Raw genomic sequence first — 21736 nt, 5'->3', positions numbered from 1 at the left:
GAGGAGGGCGAGTGAGCACGCACCGCACAGGGGAACTGGACGTACGCCCGGCCGCAGGCCACATCGGGGCGGAGGTCGCCGGCGTCGACCTGGCCGGACCGCTGGACGCCGAGACCGTCGCCGGGGTCACCTCGGCGCTGCACCGGTGGAAGGTGCTGTTCTTCCGGGACCAGAGACTGGACCACGCCGCGCACATCGCCTTCGCCCGCCGCTTCGGCGCCCTGGTCTCCCCGCAGTCGCGGGGCAGCGCCTCGCCCGCGGACTTCCCATACATCGAGACCACCGCGGACCGCAGGGAGTTGGCCGGACGCTTCGGTCAGGAGCGCGCCGACTGGCTGGACCGGCGCCGGCACACCGCGCTGCGCGGCTGGCACAGCGACCTCACCGCCAGGATCGACCCGCCGGCCGCGACCATCCTGCGCGCCGAGGACGTACCGCCCTACGGCGGCGACACCACCTGGTCCAACCTGGCCGCCGCCTACGCGGGCATGTCCGAACCGCTGCGCCGGTTCGCCGACGGCCTGTGGGCCGAGCACCGGCACGGCGTGGGCTACCTGCCGCTCCCGGGCAAGGACCCCTACCTGCAGAAACTGCAGGACCGCCCGGTGGTGTCGGTCCATCCGCTGGTGCGGGTGCATCCGCAGACCGGCGAGCGCCTGCTCTTCGTCAACGGCTACTACGTCGAGCGGATCGCGGGGGTGTCCCGGATCGAGAGCCGCCCGCTGCTGGAACTGTTCCTGGAGCAGGCCACCCGGCCCGAGTACACCGTCCGCTTCCGCTGGGAACCGGGCAGCGTCGCGTTCTGGGACAACCGCGCCACCATCCACCTGGCCCCCGCCGACACCGAGCACCTCGACGCCCCGCGCATCATGCACCGGGTACTGCTCGCCGGTGAGGTCCCGGTCGGCGTGGACGGAAACCGCTCACGCCAGGTGGCCGGCGACCCGCCGGCCCAGGGACAGGAGTCAGCGGAGTGACCCTTCCACCATGATTGACCGAACCGGTCTGGCGGCAATGTGGCGCCGGGTTGGCTGAGCGGTGGGCCTGAGCTGAGTGGTGGTCAGGTCGCGCCGGCCTCTGTCCTCCACGCGGAGCGGAACTGCCCGACGAGGCTGCCGGCCTGGCTAAGACCCGCCCGGTATGCTGGTTCCCAGGCAATGAGTGCAGCCATGTCGGAGCCGAAAGCGCGCACCGAGGCCGGGTCCGGGCCCACGGTCATCACGGTGTCCGCCCCCATGGCCGCCAACTGCTGGTTGAGCTGCTCACGGGGAAACAGGTGGGCCATCGGCTCGACCACGAGCAACGTTCGGGCTCCGGTCGCGAGATCGGCGTTGGTTCCCGACCGCAGTGCACCGTCCATGTACCGCCGGCCGTCGATGGCGACCGGCGGCGCGGCCCCGGGGAAGGCACTGCTCGCCGCCACCGCGTGCACCAATGGCACGCCGCTGTTGCGGTCCCACACCACGGGCTCACCGGTGGCCACGTCCACAGCAGTGATCATGAGCCGTCGCTCGGGCCACGCGTCCGCGCCGATCAAGGCGGCGCGCCCCGCCAGCAGCGACTCCTCGGCCCCGGGGTCGGTGGTTTCGAGCGCGAGCTGGCCGACCCGGCGCCTGGCCTCGCCGGGTTCCAGGCCGCGGTCGCCGAGCAAGGCGAACACCTTGGTTATCCGCGCTGGGTCCGCGTTGAGCCGGTGAGCGGCCGGGCGATCCGCACTTGCCAGCCGCCCCGGGTCCTGCCCGGTGGCAAGCAGCGCTCCGACGATCGCGCCGGCCGACGTGCCGACGATCAGGTCGGCCTCGCCCAGATCCACGCCATCGCGGCGCAACCCGTAGGCCAGCCCGGCCATCCAGGCAGTGCCGACGTGACTCCCGGGACCCAGGACGAGCGCCCGTTCAAAGGTTTGCATGGCAGCCTCCCTCGTTATTGAAACAGTCGTATCATAAACTCGCCGACGCTGTTCCGGTTCCGAATTGCTGCGAGGAGATCCACCGTGGGGCGACCCCCAGATCCCGCCCGGCGCGCGCGCACGCTGGCACGGGCGACCGACTACGTGCTGGCGCACGGCTTGGCCGGGCTGAGCCTGCGACCGCTGGCCGCAGCCCTCGACACCAGCCCACGGATGCTGACCTACGACTTCGGCAGCAAACAGGAGTTGATCACCGCGGTCCTCGCCGAGGCGCGTCGCCGAGGAGCGACGCGGCTGGCCGAGCACCTTCCGCCAAAGACGGGCTCCGCGCAGGAGCGACTTCGTGGCATCTGGGCGTGGATCAGCGCGGACGAACGCGCGCCGTTCGTCCGGCTTTTCTTCGAGGTGCATGCCGACGGTCTGGTCCACCCTGAGAACCACCCCGACCAGGGCCGGGCGATCACGGACTGGTTCGTTGTACTTGGCGCGGCCTTCCGCGACGTCTCCACCGGCCCGGACGACACCGTCACGCCGACGTTGGTCATGGCCGTTGTCCGGGGTCTGCTGTTCGACCTCACCACCACTGGCGATCGCAAGCGCACCGATCGGGCACTGGAACGCTTCGCCGAACTCCTGAACCAGTGAACACACGAGAGGCCGGGGCAACGCCCGAACGGTACAGCCCGGGCGAGGGATGGAATCCGGTCCGCGTGGCGCTGGCGGCCGCTGTGGGGTGGGGAACGAAGGTTCTTGAGGGGAAGTGGGGGACCTTCGGCGAGGTGCGTCGTTGAACCATTCGACGGACTCGGATTCGACGGACTGGTGGGGGTGGGTGCCGGTGGCGGTGGTGCGTTCTGTGTCGGGATTGCGGATGTTGGCTCCGCCACGGCTGGCGGACTCCTCGGGAGCGCTGACGGTGCGCACCCGGTTGCACCTCTCGCCCCGGGATGCGGAGGTCCTGCTTGAACTGGGAGGATTTCTCACGCACTTGGCGGCCAGGGATCTGGCCGAGCGCGTACGCCTGGGCGAGGAGCATACGCGTGAGGACTTCGCCCGGCGCAAACGCGCGCTCACAGCCGTGACGTCTTCTCGGTGGGCGGGCACGATCACCCGGGGCAACAACGAGCAGTGGGCTCTGGCCCGCCGTACTCAGGCCGCGCACCTGGCGCAGCTGCACGCAGCTATCGCCACGCTGCGATCTCGCCTGGCGGTGCCGATCGCCGCATGCGAGGTCATCAGCCGAACCCTGGGCTATCCGAGCGCTGGGGTCCGGGCGAGTAAGCAGCGCAGATTGGCAAAGTTGGAGGCGGTCGCCGCTTCGGTAGGGGCGGATGCGCTCGCCGGGCGGGTACATGTGGTGCGCGGCGGCCGCGCGTTGCTGCATACCCGGCTGCATCTGGAGCAGGCGGGTATGGTGGTCCAGGAGTGGGAGCGACGCTGGTTCGAGGCGCGGTGTCGGATCGAGGCCGACGGCGAGAGCGGTAAACGCCACGGAAACGAGACAATCAGCATCACCCCGGGCGGCACCGTCACGGTCAAGCTGCCGCCAGCGGTAGCCTCCCGGTTTGCTGCGCACTGTGACCGGCGCGGACGTTACACCCTTGAGGCGAGCTGCTCCTTCTCCTTCCGCAGCATCGAATGGCGCGGCCAGGTCGAGGCGAACCGAGCGGTGAGCTACACCATTCGCTTCAAGGAGGGCCGTTGCTATCTGAGCGCGGCCTTCACCTCGCCGCGCCCCGTCCTGCCCGAGGGAATGGACGACGAGCAGTTGATGGGCGCCGCCCGCGCGGGCGGGATCCTCGGTGTCGACCACAACGCTGATCACCTGGCGGCTTGGCGGCTGGATGCGCATGGCAATCCAGTGGGGCGTCCGGAGCGGATCGAGGTCGACTACCGGGGCAGTTCCGCGCGCCGGGACGCTCAGGTGCGCCTGGCCTGTTCGGAGTTGATCCGGTGCGCAAAGGCCGCTGGCGCGACCGCCCTGGTGATCGAGGATCTCGGCTTCGACACCTCCCGGGAGGCCTGCGGCTGGGCGGGGGCGTCCGGACGGGCGTTTCGCAAGATGGTGGCGGGGATGCCGACGGCGAAGTTTGCAGTCCGGCTGGTTGCGATGGCCCACCGGGCCAATCTGGCGGTGATCGTGGTCGATCCGGCCTATTCGAGCCGCTGGGGCGCCGCCTATTGGCAGAGGGCCACCAGTACAGCAGCACACAAGACGTCCCGTCATGACGCCGCGGCGATCGTGATCGGGAGGCGCGGCCAGGGACTGGGCGCGCGGCGCAGGGCAGAGAAGACCGTACCCCGCAAGACGACGGAAGCCACCGCTACCCGCAAGGGAGGGCCGCGTGCGACGACGCGCGGCCGGGTCGTTACGGAAGACCATCGCCCCACTGCCGCACAGACACCCACCCGGCCCGGCCGCGCACCCAGAACCCGCGCCTGCCCCGAGGATCGTGCACACGATGCACGCCACCGAAGACCGCAGGCAACGGTCCAGCCCGCCGAAGACCGTTCGCGGCAGGCCACTGAGGTGCAGTCCTGGACGCAGGATGCACTACAGCTCAGTGAATAGGAACGGTAGGCTCGCCGGCGTGACCGACACCGCACCCCTGCGCGGCTGCTGATGGACCGGGACCACCTGCCGCCGGTCAGCGTCGTGAACGCCTGCCTGCGCGACGGGCGCGGCGGCAGCCCGACCGCGGTCCTGGACGACGCCCCGCTCAGCGAGGAGCAGCGCCGGCGGGTGCCGGTGGCGCTGGGGACCTCGCACGCCGTCTTCGTCACCACCGGCGAGGACGGTCGCGGCCGTCCCACCGCCTCGCTGCGCTTCTTCACCGCTGAGGGGGAGTTGCCGGCCTGCGGCCACGGCACCGTCGCGGCCCTCGCCCTGCTCGCCGAGCGCAGCGGGGCCGAGGAGTACCGGGTCTCCCTGAGCGCCTCGGGACGGGCCTTCGACGGCCGCGCCGTCCGGGAGGGCGGGGACAGGGAGGGCGGGGCCCGGTACCGGGCCGACTTCGACCCGGGCCCGGTCCAACTCCGCCGACCCGCAGCCGAGGAGACCGCCCAGGTCCTGGACGCCCTGGGCGTCACCCCGGACCTGCTCGGCGACGGTGCCTGCACCATCGCCTCGGTGGGCCGCCCGCGGCTGCTGGTCCCGCTGCGCACCCGGTCCGCGCTGGCCGCGCTGGTCCCCGACACCGACCGGCTGCGGGCGGCCTGCGACCGGCTCGGCCTGCTGGGCTGCTATGTCCACTCGGTGCCGACCGCCGAGGGCCGGGCCTCGGCCCGGATGTTCGCGCCCTCGATCGGGGTCCCGGAGGACATCGCCAACGCCAACAGCACCGCCTGCCTGATGGCGCACCTGGCGACCGGGCAGGGCGCCGACTCCGTCACCGTCGACATGGGCGACACCCTCGGTGCCCCCGCCACCATCACTGCCAGCATCACCGCCGGTGCGGGGCCAGGGCCGTCGGGTCCGCTGGTCCGCGTCGGCGGCACCGCGGTACTCGCCCACGTCCGCTGACTCAACCGAATCGTCCGTCGAACCGGCCATGGAGGACCGCTGCCATGCACTTCGAGCGCACCCGCACCCACACCAGCTGGGACCGGAACCTGCCCCCGCTGGCCGAACTGACGCCAGGTGAGGAGCTGGTGGTGGACACCGCCGAGGCCAGCGGCGGGCAGCTCAACCCCGGCTCGGCGCCCCGGGACCTCGAAGCGCTCGACTTCAGCCGGCTCAACCCGGTCACCGGGCCCTTCGCCGTCGCCTCGGCCCGGCCCGGCGACGCCCTGGTGGTGGACATCCTGGACATCGCCGTCGGCAGCTGGGGCTGGACCGCCTGCATTCCGGGGTTCGGACTGCTGGCGGACGACTTCACCGCGCCGCACCTGCGGATCTCCAAGATCACCGAAGGCTCCGCCGAACTGCTCCCGGGCCTGACGATCCCGCTCGCCCCGATGCTGGGCACCATCGGGGTCGCCCCGCCGGAACCGGGCCCGCACGGCATGATCCCGCCGCGCCGCTGGGGCGGGAACATGGACATCCGCCACCTCGGCCCCGGTTCGCGGCTGATCCTGCCGGTCGGCGTGGAGGGCGCGCTGCTCTCGCTGGGCGACGCCCATGCCGCGATGGGCGACGGAGAGGTCGCCGGAACCGGCATCGAGACGGACGCCACGGTGCGGATCCGGGTCGACCTGCTCCGAGACGCGGCCCCACGCACTCCGGTGGTCGAGACCGACGCCCGCTCCCACCGCACCGGCCGCGCCCTGGCGACCACCGGCATCGGACCGGACCTGATGCGGGCCTCCCGGGACGCGACCAGGGCGCTGGTCGACCTGGTGGTCGCCCGCAGCGGGCTCGCCCCGGAGGACGCCTACCTGCTGGCCAGCGTCAGCGGCGACCTCAAGATCTCCGAAATCGTGGACACCCCGAACTGGGTGGTCACCGCCCACCTGCCGCTCGACGTGCTGGGCTGACGCCGTCCGGGTGAACCTCGTTGCATGACCATGCGCGTTTATGCATAATATTCCTATGTCTAAGGTCCTCACTTCCCTTCCCGTCGGCGAGCGCGTCGGCATCGCCTTCTCCGGTGGCCTCGACACCTCGGTCGCGGTCGCTTGGATGCGCGACAAGGGTGCCGTCCCGTGCAGCTACACCGCCGACATCGGCCAGTACGACGAGCCCGACATCGCCTCGGTGCCCGGCCGTGCGAAGGCCTACGGTGCCGAGATCGCCCGTGTGGTGGACTGCCGCGCGGCGCTGGTCGAGGAGGGGCTGGCCGCGCTCAGCTGCGGGGCGTTCCACATCCGCTCGGGCGGGCGCGCCTACTTCAACACCACCCCGCTCGGCCGCGCCGTCACCGGCACCCTGCTGGTACGGGCGATGCTCGGGGACGGCGTGCAGATCTGGGGCGACGGCTCGACCTTCAAGGGCAACGACATCGAGCGGTTCTACCGCTACGGCCTGCTGGCCAACCCCCACCTGCGGATCTACAAGCCCTGGCTGGACGCGGACTTCGTGACCGAGCTCGGCGGCCGCAAGGAGATGTCGGAGTGGCTGCTGGCCCACGACCTGCCCTACCGCGACAGCACCGAGAAGGCCTACTCCACCGACGCCAACATCTGGGGCGCCACCCACGAGGCGAAGACCCTGGAGCAGCTGGACACCGGCGTTGAGACGGTCGAGCCGATCATGGGCGTCCGGTTCTGGGACCCCTCGGTCGAGATCGCCACCGAGGACGTGGCGATCGGCTTCGAGCAGGGCCGCCCGGTGACCGTCAACGGGGAGACCTTCGCCTCCCCGGTCGACCTGGTGATGGCGGCCAACGCCATCGGCGGCCGGCACGGCCTGGGCATGTCCGACCAGATCGAGAACCGGATCATCGAGGCCAAGAGCCGCGGCATCTACGAGGCGCCGGGCATGGCCCTGCTGCACTCGGCCTACGAGCGGCTGGTCAACGCGATCCACAACGAGGACACCGTCGCCCAGTACCACAACGAGGGACGCCGCCTGGGCCGGCTGATGTACGAGGGCCGCTGGCTGGACCCGCAGGCGCTGATGGTGCGCGAGTCGCTGCAGCGCTGGGTCGGCGCGGCCATCACCGGCGAGGTCACCCTGCGGCTGCGGCGCGGCGAGGACTACTCGATCCTCGACACCACCGGCCCGGCCTTCAGCTACCACCCGGACAAGCTCTCCATGGAGCGCACCGAGGACGCGGCCTTCGGCCCGGTGGACCGGATCGGCCAGCTCACCATGCGCAACCTGGACATCGCCGACTCGCGCGCCAAGCTGGAGCAGTACGCCGGCCTCGGCCTGATCGGCACCGCCAACCCCGCCGTCGGCGCCGCCCAGGCGGCCGCGACCGGGCTGATCGGCGCCATGCCGCAGGGCGGCGCCGAGGCCATCGCCGCCGGCGGCGAGGGGTCCGGCGACGACGAGGCGCTGAACCGCGCCGCGATGGAGTCCGGCACGGACTGACCGCACGGACTGACCGCACCGACTGACCGCACTGACGGAGGGGCGCGGCGCCATGGACGTGGCGCCGGGCCCCTCCGTCGGTGCAGGACGGGCTCAGGGCGGCGGCAGGCGCCGTCCGGCCCGTACCGCCCAGACGAACACCGCCGCCGCCACCAGCGCGACGATGATCGAGTCATAGGGCGCGGAGATGTGGCCGGAGCCCTTGAACGAGCCCAGCCAGGACAGCAGCGTCAACGCCAGCAGGTACACCACCAGCCAGGAGCCGCTGAGCAGTTCACTGCCCAGCGAGGGCCCGGTGCGGTGCCCGGGGCTCCGTCCGGCCTCCTGCTGGGGCCGCAGCAGCAGGAAGACCAGCAGCCCGGCCAGCACCAGCGGCAGCGCCAACCGCAGATCGTGCCAGCCGGACCAGTACACGAACTCGCTGGCCACCACGAAGCTCAGCGGCGCGATCCAGGTCAGCCCGGGCACCCAGCCGCGCAACCGCCCGTCCGGGCGGCCCTGGAAGACGGCGACCGCCACCGCTGACGCGGCGTAGATCAGCAGGTACATGTCGCCCATCACGCTGACGATCTGCTGCCAGCCGCTGAACGGCAGCAGGAACACCACGATCACCGCGAGGTTGAGCAGCAGCGCCCGGTGCGGGATCCCGTGCTGCCCGCTGACCCGCATGAAGTACCGAGGCAGGGTGCCGTTCTTGGCCAGCGCGTAGGTGTGCCGGGCGTCGATGGCCACCCCGACGTAGGCCGAGCCGCCGGGGGAGACCACCGCGTCCACGTAGAGCAGGCTGGACACCCACTGCAGGTTGAGGATCAGCGCCAGCTGACCGAACGGCGAGTCGAAGCTCACCCCCGACCAGCCGTGGCCCAGCAACCGCTCCGGGACGGTGAACAGGAAGGCGAACTGGAGCGCCAGATAGAGCACCAGGGCCAGCCCGATGCCGCCCAGCACCGAGCCGGGCATGGTGCGGCGGGGGTTGCGGGCCTCGCCGGAGAAGTCCAGCGGGGCCTGGAAGCCGTTGAGCGAGTAGACGATGCCGCCGCCGGCCAGCGCGCTGAGCACAGCCGGGTAGCCGTAGGGCGCGAAGCCGCCGTGGGCGGCGTCGGTCAGCCGTCCGGACTGGAAGCCGGAGGCGAACAGCGCGATCACGGTGAGCACCGGCACGACGACCTTGAAGACCGACACCAGGTTGTTGAACCGGGCGAAGAGCCTGACCCCGAACCAGTTGAGCGCGGTGAGCACCACGCTCAGCCCCAGCGCCACGGCCAGCCCCCGGCCGGTGAGGTTCCCGTCGTGGTAGACCCAGGGGAGGTAGTGCCCGGCGTACTGCATGATCGCGCTGATCTCGGCGGCGGTCCCGCCCACGGACAGCAGCGTGGACCAGCCGATCAGCGTCCCCACCAGCCGTCCGCTGGCGAACAGCGGCCAGCGCACCGTGCCGCCGCCCTCCGGCCGGGACACCCCCAGCTCCACCATCACCAGGGCGACCAGCATGCACAGCACCCCGGCCGCCAGCCAGGCCAGGATCGACGCGGGACCGGCGGTCTGCGCCGCGTACATCGCGGCGAACAGCCAGCCCGAGCCGATGATGTTGGAGAACCCGATCGCCGTCAGGCCCCAGAAGCCCAGATCGCGCCGGAGCCTGCGCTCCTCGGTGAGCGCGTCCGAGGCCGCCGACGCCGCCGGCAGGGCGTCCTGACTGTCCGACACTCGTCCCTCGATCCTCTCGTCCCGCTCCCGCCCCGACGCTACGGCCGGCGGCGCCCGAAGCCCCGGGCCGACCTGACGTTCAACCCCGACGGGTGTACCCGTCTGCTCCATACGGTCCGCTCCCGGCCTGCTCCGGTCCGCTCCCGGCCCGCTGCGGTCCGCTCCGGCCTGCTCCGGTCCGCTCCGTGTCGTACCCCGAACAGCTCTGCTGCACGACACAGTGCTGAAATGGCGTCATGTGCACTGCGGTGATCAGCATCGACCCGGCGGCCCCGTTCCCGATCCTGCTGGCGGGCGTCCGCGACGAGTTCCACGACCGGAAGTCGGTGCCGCCCGGGCACCACTGGCCGGACCGCCCCCAACTGGTCGGCGGCCAGGACCTGCTCGCGGGCGGGACCTGGCTGGCGGTGGACCCCGGCGTGCCCCGGGCGGGCTGCGTGCTCAACGGCTTCGGGCGACCGGCCCCGGAGCAGGACCGGCTCTCGCGCGGCGACCTGCCGCTGCGGTTCGCGGCCGACGGCAGCCTCGGTGAGCTCGACACCGCCCGCTACGACCCGTTCCACCTCATCTGCGCGACCCTGGACGAGGTCCGGCTGCTCAGCTGGGACGGTACGACGTTCGCCGACCGCCCGCTGGGACCGGGGCTGCACATGGTGACCAACCTCGGGCTGGCAGGACTGGAGCCGCCGCTGCCGGCGGGACCGGGCCCCGACGCCGGCGCCATCCGGGCGAGGATCGCCCACTTCGTGCCGCTGCTGGCCGCGGCCCCGCGTCCCGCGCCGGGGTCCGGCTCCACGGCGCAGGCCTGGGGCGCCTGGCTCCCGCTGATCGACGGCGACGGCCTGGACCCGCACGACCCGCGCGCCCTGGTGGTCCGTCAGGAGGTCGGCGGCCGCGTCGCCGGAACGGTCTCCACCACCCTGCTCGCACTGGGCCACGGCACCGTGCGCTACGACTTCACCAGCACCCCCGGCGCCACCGAAGGGTGGTGGAACGTCATGCCCGGCCGGTCCGCTCCGACATCGGCCGGAGCCGCCGTGGACTAATCTACGGCGATCGGCAGTGCGCATCGATCACCACGGGGAGCCACCTTCATGCAACCGCTCGGCAGCACAGACCCGCAGCAGGTGGGCCCGTACCGACTGCTGGGGCGGCTCGGCGACGGCGGCATGGGCTCCGTCTACCTGGGGCGTTCGGCGGGCGGCCGCACGGTCGCGGTGAAGGTGGTGCGCCGGGAGTTCACCGCCGACGAGGAGTTCCGGGCCCGGTTCCGCCGCGAGGTGCAGGCCGCCCGTGCGGTCTCCGGCCCCTTCACCGCCCAGCTCGTCGACGCCGACCCGGATGCCGAACTGCCGTGGCTGGCAACGGCGTTCGTCGCCGGTGTGGCGCTCAGCGCGGCCGTGCGCAGACATGGACCGCTGCCCGAGCAGGTGCTCCGGGTGCTCGGCACCGGCCTCGCCGAGGCGCTCCAGGACATCCACCGGGCCGGGGTGATCCACCGCGACCTCAAGCCCAGCAACGTCATGCTCGCCGCCGACGGCCCGCACGTCATCGACTTCGGCATCAGCCGCTCGACCGAGACCAGCGCCCTCACCTCCGCCGGCCTCGTGGTCGGTTCCCCCGGCTTCCTCTCCCCGGAGCAGGCCACCGGCGCGACGGTGGTCCCCGCCACCGACGTCTTCGCGCTGGGCGCGACCCTGGCCTTCGCGGGCCTGGGCACCGGCCCGTTCGGCGCCGGTCCCACCCCGGCCCTGCTCTACCGGGTCGTCAGCCAGGAACCGGAACTCGCCGGGCTGCCCGACGCGCTCCGCGAGATCGTCCACGCCTGCCTGGCCAAGGAGCCGTCCGGGCGGCCGTCCCCGGACCAGTTGGTCTCCCTGCTCGCCGCCGACCCCGCGGATGTGGCCGGGGCCTGGCTGCCGGCCGATGTGATGGCCGACATCGTGGCGGAGTCGGGGGTGCTCACCGGCAGCAGGCAGTTCGAGGCACCGGCGACGGCGGTGACGGTCCCGGCGGCGTCCGTCCCGGCGGCGTCCGGCGTCGACCCGCGGCTGGGCTTCGGGTCGGCCGGTGCCCCGGCCGCACCCGCCGGACCGACTCCGACGCAGCAGTCGGCAACGCTGCCGACGGCCCCTTCGCCCGCGCCCGCCGCGACACTCGCGCCGCAGCCGCGGGGCCTCCCGCGCCGGGCAGTACTCGGCCTGCTCGGGGGCGCCGTCGTGGCGGGCGGGGGCGCCGTCGCCTACGTGCTGTCGAGCGACGGCAAGAAGTCCGGCAGCAGCGACTCGGCGAAGGGCTCCGGCACGCCGTCCGCGTCCCGGAGCCGGAGCGTCGTCGTCCCCCTCGCCGATGCTCCGCAGCGCAAGGCGCTGTGGCACACGACGTTCGCCGGCCTGACCGGCAGCGTCGCGGCGGGCTCCGGCACCGTCGTGGTCGGCCTGTCCGGCAACGGCTACCGGGCGCTGGCCCCGGCCGACGGCACCCGACTGTGGGCGCACGACGTCGCCCTCAGCGCCGACGGTGGCTCGGGAGTCCCGTACTTCGACGGCCGCACCGTCTACCTCACCGGCTCGACGGGCAGCGGGAGCCCGGAGCTCCAGGCCATCGACACGGACAACGGCTCGCTGCGCTGGAAGGTGGCCGCGAGCGATTCCGATCAGGCCCTGGCAGGCGTGCAGGGCAAGCAGGCCGGCGTCCTCTACGTCTCCGGTTTCGACAGCAGGGGCCAGCGGGGCAGCCTGATCTGGGCGGTGGACGTCGGCACCCACAGCACCAGCTCGGTCCGGTGGAGCCCGGACTACGGAGCGATCCTGCCCGGCGACTCCGACTCCGTGGTGATCGCCGTGGGCGGTCGCGACGCCCTGCGGATCGGCGCCTACGCCGCAGGCGCCAAGAAGTGGCAGCGCACCCTGGCGGGCCTGGCCCCGATGGGCGAACGGACGACCATGTACGCGGCGGCGGGCTCGAAGCTCTACGTCGTGGCCAACGGCCTGCACGTCCTGGACCGCGCCACCGGCAAGGACCTGGTCGCGACCGTTCCCCTGGGCCAGAGCGGCCCCGGCCGGGTGCTGGCCTCCGGCACCGGCCGCCTCTTCGCGGCCGCAGGCAACGCCCTCTACGGCATCCGGCCCAGTGACGGCGGCGTGCAGTGGACCGTCAAGGGCGAGCAGCCGTTCGTGCAGATCGACGGCGGGGACACCGGCACGGCCTCGGCGACCATGGCCGCGAGCGCGAACACCCTGTACGCCCTCGACGCCCGGAACACCCTCTACGCCCTGGACGCCGCCACCGGCTCCTGCACCTGGCGCTTCGCCGCCCCCCAATCCGCCACCTGCTACCTCGCCGCCTACGGCGAGTACGCCTTCCTCACCGCCGACAGCACCCTGTACACCCTCACGTAGTCGCACACCCTCACGTAGTCCACTTCGCCCCGAACCGACTAGCCTGATGCCGGGGAACCGAACCGGAGAACTGACCATGGCCGCCAAGACCGTCGCAGAGAAGCTCGTCATCAAGCCGGGCAACGCCGTATGGGTGTCGCACCCCGACCGCGCCGGCCTCCTGGGCGCACTGCCCGAGGGCGCCGAGGTGACGGAGTCACCGGGGGAGGCGGACGCAGCCGTGGTGTTCGCGGACGACGCGGCCTCGGTGCGCGCGGCGTTCGTCAAGGACGAGAAGGCGCTCACCACCCGGGCCGTGCTCTGGGTGGCCTACCCGAAGGCGAACCGCACCGACGTCAACCGCGACAGCCTGTGGCCCATCCTCGCCGACTTCGGCCTGCGCCCGGTCAGCCAGGTCGCCGTCGACGAGGTGTGGTCCGCGCTGCGCTTCCGCCCGCTGAAGGCGGGCGAGGAGTTCGGCGGCGCCAAGGCCAAGGCGTAATTCGACGCGTAGCGGGGGCCCGGCGGGCGTATAAGCTGAAGGCATCGTCAACTTAGCCGTCCTCGACCCGGGAGAGGTGAGCGCTGTGCCCGAGGCACCCCAGTCGCCGCCGCTGCGCGCCGACGCCCGCCGCAACGTCGAGAAGCTGCGCCAGGCCGCGGCGGACGCCTTCTCCGAGCACGGGCTCGACGCGCCGTTGGAGACGATCGCGAAGCGGGCCGGGGTGAGCATCGGCACGATCTACAACCGCTTCGGCAGCCGCGACGCCCTGCTGGACCAGGTCGTCAACGAACTCGCCGACCGGCGGGTGCGCGCGGCGATGGCCACCGCGGACGGCACGGCCGGCGGCGCGTGGGAGAAGCTGCTGGCCTACGTCGGGTCGATCTGCCAGGGACAGGCCGACGACCCGGCGTTCAACGACGCGTTCTCCCGCCTCTACCCCAACGCCCCCGCGTTGAAGGCGGTCTGCGACCGGTCCCTGGCCTTCGCCACCGAGCTGGCCGCCGGCGCCCGCGCGGAGGGGGCCCTGCGCCAGGACGTCCTGATGGACGACATCGCCCGCTTCTTCCAGGTCAACGGCGACCTCGTCCGCGCCGGGGACGACGCCGGCCGCCGCCGCGTCCTCGCGCTGCTCTTCGAGGGCCTGCGCGCCCGCCCCGACAACCACCCGCTGGCCGGCTGAGCACCCGCCGGTGCCGTCGCCCCTCGCGTGCCTCGCTACGCGGCGCGGGCCGCCTTCTCGGCGGCCTCGAAGGCGTCGGCCCGCGACTGCTCGCCCAGCGGTACCAGGTGCTGCAGGTCCGGGATGTCGGCGGCCAGCGTCAGGTCCGCGACGATGAAGGTCGGCTCCATCGCGAGGATCACCGTCAGCGCCGACTCCAGGTAGTTGAGCACATGCTCGTGCGGCGCCCGCGGCGTGCCGGGGGCGTAGGAGCCGCCGCGGCTGGTCACCACCGTCACCGGTGTGCCCGCCACCTTCGACTCCGGCGATCCGGCGGTGCGGCCCATCAGGATCACCTGGTCCAGCCAGGCCTTGAGGGTGGAGGGCACCGCGAAGTTGTACATCGGCGCGCCGATGACCACCGCGTCGGCCGCCTCCAACTCCGCTATCAGGGCCAGGCGTTCGGCGAAGGCCCGAGCCTGCTCCGCGGTGTGCTGCGCCGGGTCGAGCGACCCGGCGGTGTGGGCGTCCGCGGTGATGTGCGGGACCGGCACGGCGGCCAGGTCCCGGTAGATCACCTCGCCGCCCGGGTTCTCCTTCAGCCAGGCGCGCCGGAAGGCCCCGGTGACGGCCCGAGAGGTGGACGCCTGGCCCGCGAACGCGGACGAGTCGATGTGCAGCAGTGTCGCCATGACGCAACTCCGTAAAGGGGTTTGGGCGTGCGCACCCTCCCGCCGTGGAGGCGGGACGGCCGCAGCAGATAACTTGAAACTGCCCTCAACTTTAAGCATAAGTTGAGGGCAGTTTCAAGTTTCTGGGGCGCATGCGCTCCCGCGCGGACGAAGGGCCACGGTCTGTTTCATAAGTGGATCAAGGTCAGTCATGATCCATTCGTGGGGCGTGGAGATCTGACGAGCGAGCAATGGGCCAGGCTGGAGCCGCTGTTGCCGGTGGGCAAGAAGCCGAGGTGGCCTCCGGTGGCGCGGCCGGGCCGCCCCTGGGTCCAGGGCCGGATCCACCGGCGATGGCGTGAAATCGCTGCCGCCGATGGTCAATCACAACCAGAGGGGCGAGGTGTACGTCGCATCACCGCCCGAGGGAAACTACTGGAAGACGGACACTGGGAGGCCCACTGTCTTTGCCAGGGAGGTCCAGCGGCTTCTCGCCGCTGGCTACGCATGGAGGGGCGACTACCTCGTCCCGCCTTCCTGACGAAGGGCCGCACTATGAGCTTCAGCAACCGGCTGATGGACAAGCGCTTCAACGGCTACCGCATGATGCCCATACCCAACGAACTGGACAAGATCGTCCAATCTGTTGTCCACGCCTACCGGAACGGCACGCCGCACGAACGCGAGATCATGATCGGACAAATCAAGGCCAGATCAGCAATGCGGCTCGCCATCTATGGCGAACGGATGGCTGCTGTGGCCGTACGTACGACTACCGTCGCACCCCTGCGCGACGGTCTGACGGCGCTCGCCCTGGCTGTCACCAGAATCGAGGACTTCCGCGAGTTCCTCCTCCTGCTTACCCCAGTGGGCCATGCTGCCGACACAATCGGCGTCGCTCCGCTGTCTCTTGTGGAGGATCTGAAGCCCCTCTTCCCCGAATCGGCACTGCAGCTCATGCACGACTTCCTCGCAAAGGCCCCACAGGACAGATCTTTGAAGAGCATGGGCCTGAAAACGCGCGGGACAGGGAATGACTTCCGCTACTTCGGCTAGCACTCCAGTTGCGCTTCTCAATCGGTACGGGTCAGCGGCCTGTCTCCACGGCACCTGTAGATTGTGGTCTTCGGGTTCATGGGGGTTCGAGCACTGCGGGGGCGGGCCCGACTGTGGGGCATGCCTGCGATATCCAGCCATTCCTGAAGATCCGTCAGGCTGGGCGGCGGATCCGAACCGACCGCTTCTCCAACGTCGTGGCTGTGGGGTTCCTGACCCTGCTGACGTGCTTGGCAAGACTAGTGACTGACGGTCCGTCAGCTGTGAGCCCGAGGAATCCCCGTTCCTTTCGCCGTCGATCGTTCTAGGGTGGTTCCCGACGTATAGATGACCGCTTGGAGACTCCGTGGCGCGCGAGACCGACTGGATGAAGGGCACCGGAGAACCCGGTCCGTTGCCGTCCGCCGATCTGCAGATGGACATTCCGCACCCGAGCCGGATGTACGACTACTACTTGGGCGGAAAGGACAACTTCCCGGCCGACCGTGAGGCCGCGGAGCGGGCCGTCGCCGCCAACCCCGAGTTCCGCAGCACCGCCCGCGCCAACCGGAGCTTCCTGCAGCGCGCGGTGCGCTTCGCCGCGGAGCAGGGCATCGACCAGTTCCTGGACATCGGCACCGGGATCCCAACCGCCGGCAACACCCACCAGATCGCGCAACAGGTCACCCCCTCCGCGCGGGTCGCCTACGTCGACAACGACCCCATCGTGCTGGCGCATGCCCGCGCACTGATGGCGGACCTGGGAAACGGCCCCACCACCGTCCTTCAGGCCGACCTGCGCGACCCGGCGGCGATCCTGGCCGACCCCAGGCTCCTGGCCCACCTGGACTTCGACCGCCCGGTCGCGCTGGTCCTGGTCGCGGTGCTGCACTTCCTGCGCGACGAGGACAAGCCGCACGCCGTGGTCGCCGAACTGCTGAGCGCGCTGGTCCCCGGCAGCCTGCTGATCCTCTCCCACGGCACCGCCGACTTCGTGTCACCGGAGGTCCGCGACAGCATCATCAGCGTCTACGACAAGGCCACCGCCCCGCTGGTCGGCCGCCCCCGCGCCGAGGTCACCCGCTTCTTCGACGGCCTGGACATGGTCGACCCCGGCGTGGTCACCGTCCCGCTCTGGAGGCCCACCGAGACCCCGGACGAGGGCGCGGACCGCGTCGGCATCTACTGCGGCGTCGCCCGAAAGCCCGTCAACTGACCTTCCAAGCGCCGCCACTCGTCGCCGCCTCCGCCTGCCTCGGGTACTGTGACTGCGCATGATCGAATCCGGGATTGATATCGGCGAGGATCTGGTGCGCGAGCTGCTGCAGGAGCAGCATCCGGACCTGGCGGCGCTGCCCATCCGCGAGGTGGCGGGCGGTTGGGGCAACCAGATGTGGCGCCTCGGCGAGGAGTTGGCGGTCCGGGTGCAGCGGATGGACACCAGCCCGGAACCACAGCTCAAGGAGCGCCGGTGGCTGCCGACCCTGGCCCCGCGCCTGCCGTTGCCGATCCCGGTCCCGGTGCGGGACGGTGCGCCGTCCGAGCGCTTCCCCAAGATCTGGACCGTCATGACCTGGGTCGAGGGCACACCGTTGGATCACGCCTCGATCACCCGCGGCGACCACGCAGCCGACGTCCTGGCGGCCTTCCTCACGGCGCTGCACGTGGAGGCACCCGCCGAAGCCCCGGACGCCCTGGACCGCGGCGGTCATCCCAGGACGTGCACGGAGGGCTTCGAGAACTTCCTGCGGGCCGTGGACCTGGGCCCTGTCGTCGCCGACGACATCCGGGCGGTGTGGGACGACGCGGTCGCGGCCCCCGAGTGGCAGGGCCCGCGGGTCTGGGTGCACGGCGACCTGCATCCCGCGAACGTCGTCGTCGCGGACGGGACACTGGCAGGCATCATCGACTTCGGCGACGTCTTCGCCGGCGACCCGGCCTGGGACCTCGCCGCCGCCTGGCTGCTGCTCCCCGCGGGCGGTGCCGCACGGTTCTTCGACAGCTACGGACAGGCGGACGAGGCAACGATCCGACGGGCGCGCGGACTGGCCGCCATGAAGGGCCTGTTCCTGCTGCTCATGGGCCAGAACGGCGACCGCGGCCTACCCGGTGGCAAACCGAACTGGGGCCCCGCAGGCCGCGCCGCCCTCGACCGCGTCCTGAAGGACCTCTGACGCCGGTCGACATCGATCAGCTGGCCTTCCGTGCCTCCGTCCACGTGTTGACTGAGTCGGAACCGCGGCGGTCGGACCCCGCCCGGCCGCGCCACGACCGTAGGGGCCTGCTCGGGCGGGGAGGGGGGAGGTGGCCAAAGCGGGAGCGGGTCTCAGGTCGGCGTCAGCGGATCTTGTATTCCTCGTGCGGGACAGCGCGGTCCCACACGGTTTCGAACGCCGCGCGGACCAGGTCGATGACCTCCGGCTCGGTGCGCCACTCCCGCTCCACGACCTCGCCGTCACCGGAGAAGAAAGTGAACTCGACCGCGGCGTCGTCGAACATCCACAGGTCGGTCCCGGGCAGCGCGATGTCGGCTGCGCGACGCCGGGGCAGCCACCGGACCAACTCGCCCGCGTTGAGGTTGGCCGCGGTGCCGGCGTGCTCGTAGCGGATGTACTCGGTGACCGGCTCGGAGACGATCCGGGCCCGGCGCACGGCGATGCCACGGGACACCATGTTCCGGACCGTCGTCATCCATCCCGCTCGGGCTGCAGCGTCCCGTTCGGAATTCCGCCGACCGGTCTTCTGCCACAGGGCGAACCGCTCGGCCTCACCGGCGACGCCGTAGATGTCCCGCATCTCCAGGTGTATCGCGGAACTGCGGGCCGTCTGGAACGGATCAGCCGTCCAGTCCTTCTGCGACATCACACGCCTTTCGGAGGACCGGCGCCATGCGGGGCGGGGATTCGGATCACGTCTTCGTGCTCCGGGACACCAGGCGCGTGGCGAGGCGCGGGGCTGTCATACACCCTCTGCCGCAGTTCCTCGCTGGCCTTCCACCCGGGATGACGGTATCCCGGGTGCCTGGGTCAACTCACGTCGTGGGCGAGTCCCGGTCAGGAACCGGCCGCCGATTGCCAGAGCGGATGGCATGATCGTCTCTCGGTCGCAGCAGCGAATGCCGGGGGCAACCAGAGTGACCATGATGTTGATCTACGGGACAGTGCAGGGACTGGAGCAGGCGGAACGCTTCGCGGTCGAACGCTTCGGGCTCAGTGGCCGGCTTCCCCGATGCCCCCGCGCTCGCTGGGAGGATCGTCGGCTTCCGATCCATCAGGGGCCGCAGTTGGCCCGGTTCCTGGCTGGCGAACTGGAGGCGATCGACTTCGACGGTCATGTGGTGAATGTCGACGAGGAGCCACAGGACCACTGCGAGCGGCTGCGCTACGTGGACCTCTACCGCAACGACGACGGGGCTGCGGTCTGCGTTGGCATCGGAGGTGACGTTCCTCTTGTGCCCGGGACCCGCGTCGTCGCCCGTTGGATCACAGTGGAAGAGCGGTACCGGCAGTTCATCGAGGTCTGGGCGGATCTGAATGAGTTTGAGAACCCGATCGTGACCAGGGAACAGCTAATGCCGCCCATGTACCTGAAGCAGCAGAGGAGGGTGCTGGGCACGATCTTCATCGAGTCCGTAGACATGCCGTGGTGGCGTGGCTGCTTCCGCCCCAGTACGGCCTTTGACTCGGTCCGCCCTCTGTTCGACGCCTGGACCCTCAGCGTCGAGGACGGCAGAGAGGAACTGGCCGTGTCTGCGCTCGCCGCCCTGGATGACCTGGGTCTCACACTCGAACCGATCGACGGCTCGAAGACGCTGACGGACTTCTTGCTCCACATTGAGGGCAGCAATGTCCGGTTGCGGTTTTAACGCTTGGTCTCTGCGGGATGCGCATGCCGCTGGCCTGCGGCACCACCGCGGGGGCAAGGTCAGAAGTACGACGGCAGGGCCGGGAGGTGGTCGCTGTTGTCGGCCAATCTGCGGGTGTTGGCGAGGACTGATGTGAGGCACGGGCGGCAGAAGCGGATGTCCCAGCCTGGGCCGGTGCCGGCTTCGATGCCGCCGACGATGGTGGTGTGGCGCTCGAACTTGCAGCGGTCGCAGTACCGGCGCAGGTAGGTGGAGGTGAACGCGATGCTGTTGAGGAACGCGGCGTCGTCGGGGTGTGGGTCCTCGTTCATGGCGTGGGCTCCGCGGGGCAGTCCGGGCAGGAGAAGAGACGGAACGTCACCACACGTCGGTAGCTGCCGTGTTGGTGGATGCTCTCGGCGGTGCCGGCCGGCATCCGGTCGCCGCTGAGAGTCGTCTTGCACCACACGCAGCGCAGGCCGCGGCACTGGTCGATGTGCAGGTCCCACGGATGCGGCAGCACTCTGGAAGCCGGAATGGTCATGGCTGTTCCGTCTCGTGGATCTCGGACCAGACCAGGACCGTGCCGGAGACGCTGGTGGTGCCCCAGTCGTCGCCGCGGCGCACGACGTCCAACGTGCGCCCCCACTGGGCTGGCGTGGTGTGGGATTTGATCGGGGCGGTGATCCGCACGCTCGTACCGACGCGGGTCACCTGCGCCGGGCTGTCGGTGGCGGCCTCGACTGCCTCGCGCAGTTCGGATGCGCGCGTACTGAGCTCCATGAGCACCCCTGCTAGCACAGTATTACTGTGCCAATACAGTAGCCGCGACCTGGATACTCTGTCACTACCGCTCAACCGTGCTAGGGAGTGAATGTGACCGACACCGACGCGACGCCGCCATACCTGCAGGTCGCCGAGGCACTCCGGGTCCGGATCGCCACCGGCGCACTCGAAGCCGGCGCGCGCCTCCCCTCCCTCACCCAGATCACCGCCGAGTTCGGGTACTCCGGCACCGTCGGGCAGCGCGCCTACGCCGTACTCGTCGATGAGGGCCTTGTCATCTCCCGGCCCGGCGCCGGGCACTATGTACGCTCGCAGGAGCCGCCGGTGACGATCTTCCGCCGTCAGCGCGTCCCCGCCGGGATGGGCTCACCGGTCGCGCAGTTGCTCGCCGAGCAGGGCGTCGTCGGGCATTGGGATGCCTCGTCCGCGACGGCCAGGGCCGGCGAGACCACCGCGGCCCGACTGGAGATTGCGGTCGGCGAGGGCGTGATGCACACCTCGTACACCTATCTGGCGGACGGTGAGCCGGTGCAACTCGCCGAGTCCTGGGAACCCCTGGCCGTCACGGGCGAGTCGCTGATCGTGATGCCCGAGGCGGGTCCGCACGCCGGAATCGGCGTGGCCGACCGGATGGCCGTGATCGGGATCGACGTCGGCGTGCCCGTCGAGCAGGTGCGCGCCCGGGCAGCGACCCGTGCCGAGGCCCAGCGGCTCGGCTGCCCACCCGCGGCCCCCGTAATGGCCATCACGCGCACCTACTACGACCAGAGCAACAGTCGACCGGTGGAGACCGCCGACATCGTCTTGCTCGGGTCCCGCTGGGTCAGTGAGTACGGCCACAGACCTCAGGCATGACGAAAACCCCCAGGTGCTGTGAGGCCACGGGTCATCGACCGGCTCGCGTGAACCCGTGGCTCCGCTCCACTTTCGCCACATGCAGCTTGTAGTTCTGGTACCACTCGGCTCGCCCGCGCTTTTGCGCCGCGCGGTGCTCGGCGTTGCTCCGCCACTCCGTGAGCGCGTCGGCATCGCGGAAGTACCCGACAGTGATGCCCAGCCCGCCCGGAGTCTGCGCGTGGTCCATCCCCAAGTACCCAGGGACGTCCTTCACCAGGTCTTCCATGCGTGCGTTGGTCTCGCTGTAGCCGCTCTGGTCTGCGGTTCGAACCGCAGTGAAGACAGCAACGTAGTAGGGGGGTTCATAGGCCGCGACAGGCGCGACAGGCGCCTCGGAGTGATCGCTCATGGCGCCACTGTACGGACG

23 protein-coding genes are annotated in these 21736 nt (G+C 70.9%); 15 read left to right on the top strand and 8 right to left on the bottom strand.

Annotated features, from left to right (window positions below; genetic code table 11):
- The first annotated feature begins 11 nt into the window (after positions 1-11).
- The gene (locus tag ABUW04_RS05195) at positions 12-977 is read left to right on the top strand and encodes a TauD/TfdA dioxygenase family protein (protein ID WP_380563141.1); all 966 of its coding nucleotides are present in this window, start codon (positions 12-14) and stop codon (positions 975-977) included.
- Between the two features lie 83 nt (positions 978-1060).
- Here ABUW04_RS05195 and ABUW04_RS05190 read toward each other — a convergent pair whose 3' ends face one another.
- Positions 1061-1909: a patatin-like phospholipase family protein gene (locus ABUW04_RS05190; RefSeq protein ID WP_380563139.1), complete on the bottom strand. Its 849-nt coding sequence runs from the start codon at positions 1907-1909 to the stop codon at positions 1061-1063.
- Between the two features lie 84 nt (positions 1910-1993).
- Here ABUW04_RS05190 and ABUW04_RS05185 point away from each other — a divergent pair, with 84 nt between their 5' ends.
- From ABUW04_RS05185 to argG, 5 genes are all read left to right on the top strand, one after another.
- On the top strand, positions 1994-2554 hold the full coding sequence (locus ABUW04_RS05185) for a TetR/AcrR family transcriptional regulator (protein ID WP_380563137.1): 561 nt from the start codon (positions 1994-1996) through the stop codon (positions 2552-2554).
- Positions 2555-2696: 142 nt separating this feature from the next.
- On the top strand, positions 2697-4481 hold the full coding sequence (locus tag ABUW04_RS05180; protein WP_380563135.1) for an IS200/IS605 family accessory protein TnpB-related protein: 1785 nt from the start codon (positions 2697-2699) through the stop codon (positions 4479-4481).
- A 51-nt stretch (positions 4482-4532) separates the two neighbouring features.
- Positions 4533-5432 (top strand): PhzF family phenazine biosynthesis protein, encoded by a 900-nt coding sequence (locus tag ABUW04_RS05175; RefSeq protein WP_380563133.1) that lies wholly within the window; start codon positions 4533-4535, stop codon positions 5430-5432.
- Positions 5433-5476: 44 nt separating this feature from the next.
- The gene (locus ABUW04_RS05170; protein ID WP_030253184.1) at positions 5477-6385 is read left to right on the top strand and encodes an acetamidase/formamidase family protein; all 909 of its coding nucleotides are present in this window, start codon (positions 5477-5479) and stop codon (positions 6383-6385) included.
- Positions 6386-6440: 55 nt separating this feature from the next.
- Positions 6441-7886, top strand: a complete 1446-nt coding sequence (gene argG / locus ABUW04_RS05165; RefSeq protein WP_380563131.1) for an argininosuccinate synthase — start codon at positions 6441-6443, stop codon at positions 7884-7886.
- A gap of 93 nt (positions 7887-7979) precedes the next feature.
- On the opposite strand, the gene ABUW04_RS05160 is transcribed toward argG, so the two are convergent.
- Positions 7980-9593: an APC family permease gene (locus ABUW04_RS05160; RefSeq protein ID WP_380563129.1), complete on the bottom strand. Its 1614-nt coding sequence runs from the start codon at positions 9591-9593 to the stop codon at positions 7980-7982.
- Positions 9594-9829: 236 nt separating this feature from the next.
- On the opposite strand from ABUW04_RS05160, the gene ABUW04_RS05155 reads away from it, so the two are divergent.
- The 4 genes from ABUW04_RS05155 (at position 9830) to ABUW04_RS05140 (ending at position 14157) form a co-directional block, all read left to right on the top strand.
- Positions 9830-10639, top strand: a complete 810-nt coding sequence (locus ABUW04_RS05155; RefSeq protein WP_380563127.1) for an NRDE family protein — start codon at positions 9830-9832, stop codon at positions 10637-10639.
- Positions 10640-10687: 48 nt separating this feature from the next.
- Positions 10688-12994, top strand: a complete 2307-nt coding sequence (locus tag ABUW04_RS05150) for a protein kinase domain-containing protein (protein WP_380563125.1) — start codon at positions 10688-10690, stop codon at positions 12992-12994.
- 76 nt (positions 12995-13070) lie between these two features.
- Positions 13071-13475, top strand: a complete 405-nt coding sequence (locus ABUW04_RS05145) for a hypothetical protein (protein WP_380563123.1) — start codon at positions 13071-13073, stop codon at positions 13473-13475.
- Positions 13476-13560: 85 nt separating this feature from the next.
- Complete coding sequence (locus ABUW04_RS05140; protein WP_051725198.1) at positions 13561-14157, top strand: TetR/AcrR family transcriptional regulator; 597 nt, start codon at positions 13561-13563, stop codon at positions 14155-14157.
- Positions 14158-14192: 35 nt separating this feature from the next.
- Here the strand turns inward: ABUW04_RS05140 and ABUW04_RS05135 are convergent, their stop codons facing one another.
- A complete protein-coding gene (locus tag ABUW04_RS05135) occupies positions 14193-14828 on the bottom strand; it encodes an FMN-dependent NADH-azoreductase (protein ID WP_380563121.1) in 636 nt (211 codons plus the stop codon).
- 534 nt (positions 14829-15362) lie between these two features.
- Here ABUW04_RS05135 and ABUW04_RS05130 point away from each other — a divergent pair.
- The 3 genes from ABUW04_RS05130 to ABUW04_RS05120 all read left to right on the top strand — a co-directional run bounded on the left by ABUW04_RS05130 (position 15363) and on the right by ABUW04_RS05120 (position 18016).
- On the top strand, positions 15363-15863 hold the full coding sequence (locus ABUW04_RS05130) for a hypothetical protein (protein ID WP_380563119.1): 501 nt from the start codon (positions 15363-15365) through the stop codon (positions 15861-15863).
- A 367-nt stretch (positions 15864-16230) separates the two neighbouring features.
- Positions 16231-17058 (top strand): SAM-dependent methyltransferase, encoded by an 828-nt coding sequence (locus ABUW04_RS05125; RefSeq protein WP_380563462.1) that lies wholly within the window; start codon positions 16231-16233, stop codon positions 17056-17058.
- A gap of 58 nt (positions 17059-17116) precedes the next feature.
- A complete protein-coding gene (locus tag ABUW04_RS05120) occupies positions 17117-18016 on the top strand; it encodes an aminoglycoside phosphotransferase family protein (protein ID WP_380563117.1) in 900 nt (299 codons plus the stop codon).
- Positions 18017-18179: 163 nt separating this feature from the next.
- On the opposite strand, the gene ABUW04_RS05115 is transcribed toward ABUW04_RS05120, so the two are convergent.
- A complete protein-coding gene (locus ABUW04_RS05115; RefSeq protein WP_380563115.1) occupies positions 18180-18704 on the bottom strand; it encodes a DUF6879 family protein in 525 nt (174 codons plus the stop codon).
- A 277-nt stretch (positions 18705-18981) separates the two neighbouring features.
- On the opposite strand from ABUW04_RS05115, the gene ABUW04_RS05110 reads away from it, so the two are divergent.
- Positions 18982-19707, top strand: a complete 726-nt coding sequence (locus tag ABUW04_RS05110; RefSeq protein WP_380563113.1) for a hypothetical protein — start codon at positions 18982-18984, stop codon at positions 19705-19707.
- Between the two features lie 59 nt (positions 19708-19766).
- On the opposite strand, the gene ABUW04_RS05105 is transcribed toward ABUW04_RS05110, so the two are convergent.
- From ABUW04_RS05105 to ABUW04_RS05095, 3 genes are read right to left on the bottom strand one after another with little or no spacing between them, the layout of a single operon-like run.
- On the bottom strand, positions 19767-20018 hold the full coding sequence (locus ABUW04_RS05105) for a hypothetical protein (protein WP_380563111.1): 252 nt from the start codon (positions 20016-20018) through the stop codon (positions 19767-19769).
- Complete coding sequence (locus ABUW04_RS05100) at positions 20015-20230, bottom strand: hypothetical protein (protein ID WP_380563109.1); 216 nt, start codon at positions 20228-20230, stop codon at positions 20015-20017. The genes ABUW04_RS05105 and ABUW04_RS05100 overlap by 4 nt, the downstream gene beginning before the upstream one ends.
- On the bottom strand, positions 20227-20469 hold the full coding sequence (locus tag ABUW04_RS05095; protein ID WP_380563107.1) for a hypothetical protein: 243 nt from the start codon (positions 20467-20469) through the stop codon (positions 20227-20229). The genes ABUW04_RS05100 and ABUW04_RS05095 overlap by 4 nt, the downstream gene beginning before the upstream one ends.
- Positions 20470-20562: 93 nt before the next feature.
- On the opposite strand from ABUW04_RS05095, the gene ABUW04_RS05090 reads away from it, so the two are divergent.
- Positions 20563-21327, top strand: coding sequence for a GntR family transcriptional regulator (locus tag ABUW04_RS05090; RefSeq protein ID WP_380563105.1), 765 nt, complete (start codon positions 20563-20565; stop codon positions 21325-21327).
- 31 nt (positions 21328-21358) lie between these two features.
- Here the strand turns inward: ABUW04_RS05090 and ABUW04_RS05085 are convergent, their stop codons facing one another.
- Entirely contained in the window at positions 21359-21718 is a 360-nt protein-coding gene (locus tag ABUW04_RS05085) for an antibiotic biosynthesis monooxygenase family protein (protein ID WP_380563103.1), read from the bottom strand.
- Positions 21719-21736 lie beyond the last annotated feature (18 nt).

This window comes from Streptacidiphilus jeojiensis (assembly GCF_042510965.1).
Classification (GTDB): Bacteria; Actinomycetota; Actinomycetes; order Streptomycetales; family Streptomycetaceae; genus Streptacidiphilus; species Streptacidiphilus jeojiensis.
This window is presented reverse-complemented; position numbering and strand designations above follow the sequence as displayed.

What these genes read in the sequence shown, in the direction of transcription:
- ABUW04_RS05190 (WP_380563139.1), bottom strand. Translation starts at nt 1,909, where the DNA reads ATGCAAACCTTTGAACGGGCGCTCGTCCTGGGTCCCGGGAGTCACGTC.
- ABUW04_RS05175 (WP_380563133.1), top strand. Translation starts at nt 4,533, where the DNA reads ATGGACCGGGACCACCTGCCGCCGGTCAGCGTCGTGAACGCCTGCCTG.
- ABUW04_RS05170 (WP_030253184.1), top strand. Translation starts at nt 5,477, where the DNA reads ATGCACTTCGAGCGCACCCGCACCCACACCAGCTGGGACCGGAACCTG.
- argG (WP_380563131.1), top strand. Translation starts at nt 6,441, where the DNA reads ATGTCTAAGGTCCTCACTTCCCTTCCCGTCGGCGAGCGCGTCGGCATC.
- ABUW04_RS05155 (WP_380563127.1), top strand. Translation starts at nt 9,830, where the DNA reads ATGTGCACTGCGGTGATCAGCATCGACCCGGCGGCCCCGTTCCCGATC.
- ABUW04_RS05150 (WP_380563125.1), top strand. Translation starts at nt 10,688, where the DNA reads ATGCAACCGCTCGGCAGCACAGACCCGCAGCAGGTGGGCCCGTACCGA.
- ABUW04_RS05145 (WP_380563123.1), top strand. Translation starts at nt 13,071, where the DNA reads ATGGCCGCCAAGACCGTCGCAGAGAAGCTCGTCATCAAGCCGGGCAAC.
- ABUW04_RS05135 (WP_380563121.1), bottom strand. Translation starts at nt 14,828, where the DNA reads ATGGCGACACTGCTGCACATCGACTCGTCCGCGTTCGCGGGCCAGGCG.
- ABUW04_RS05130 (WP_380563119.1), top strand. Translation starts at nt 15,363, where the DNA reads ATGAGCTTCAGCAACCGGCTGATGGACAAGCGCTTCAACGGCTACCGC.
- ABUW04_RS05125 (WP_380563462.1), top strand. Translation starts at nt 16,231, where the DNA reads ATGAAGGGCACCGGAGAACCCGGTCCGTTGCCGTCCGCCGATCTGCAG.
- ABUW04_RS05120 (WP_380563117.1), top strand. Translation starts at nt 17,117, where the DNA reads ATGATCGAATCCGGGATTGATATCGGCGAGGATCTGGTGCGCGAGCTG.
- ABUW04_RS05115 (WP_380563115.1), bottom strand. Translation starts at nt 18,704, where the DNA reads ATGTCGCAGAAGGACTGGACGGCTGATCCGTTCCAGACGGCCCGCAGT.
- ABUW04_RS05110 (WP_380563113.1), top strand. Translation starts at nt 18,982, where the DNA reads ATGATGTTGATCTACGGGACAGTGCAGGGACTGGAGCAGGCGGAACGC.
- ABUW04_RS05105 (WP_380563111.1), bottom strand. Translation starts at nt 20,018, where the DNA reads ATGAACGAGGACCCACACCCCGACGACGCCGCGTTCCTCAACAGCATC.
- ABUW04_RS05100 (WP_380563109.1), bottom strand. Translation starts at nt 20,230, where the DNA reads ATGACCATTCCGGCTTCCAGAGTGCTGCCGCATCCGTGGGACCTGCAC.
- ABUW04_RS05095 (WP_380563107.1), bottom strand. Translation starts at nt 20,469, where the DNA reads ATGGAGCTCAGTACGCGCGCATCCGAACTGCGCGAGGCAGTCGAGGCC.
- ABUW04_RS05085 (WP_380563103.1), bottom strand. Translation starts at nt 21,718, where the DNA reads ATGAGCGATCACTCCGAGGCGCCTGTCGCGCCTGTCGCGGCCTATGAA.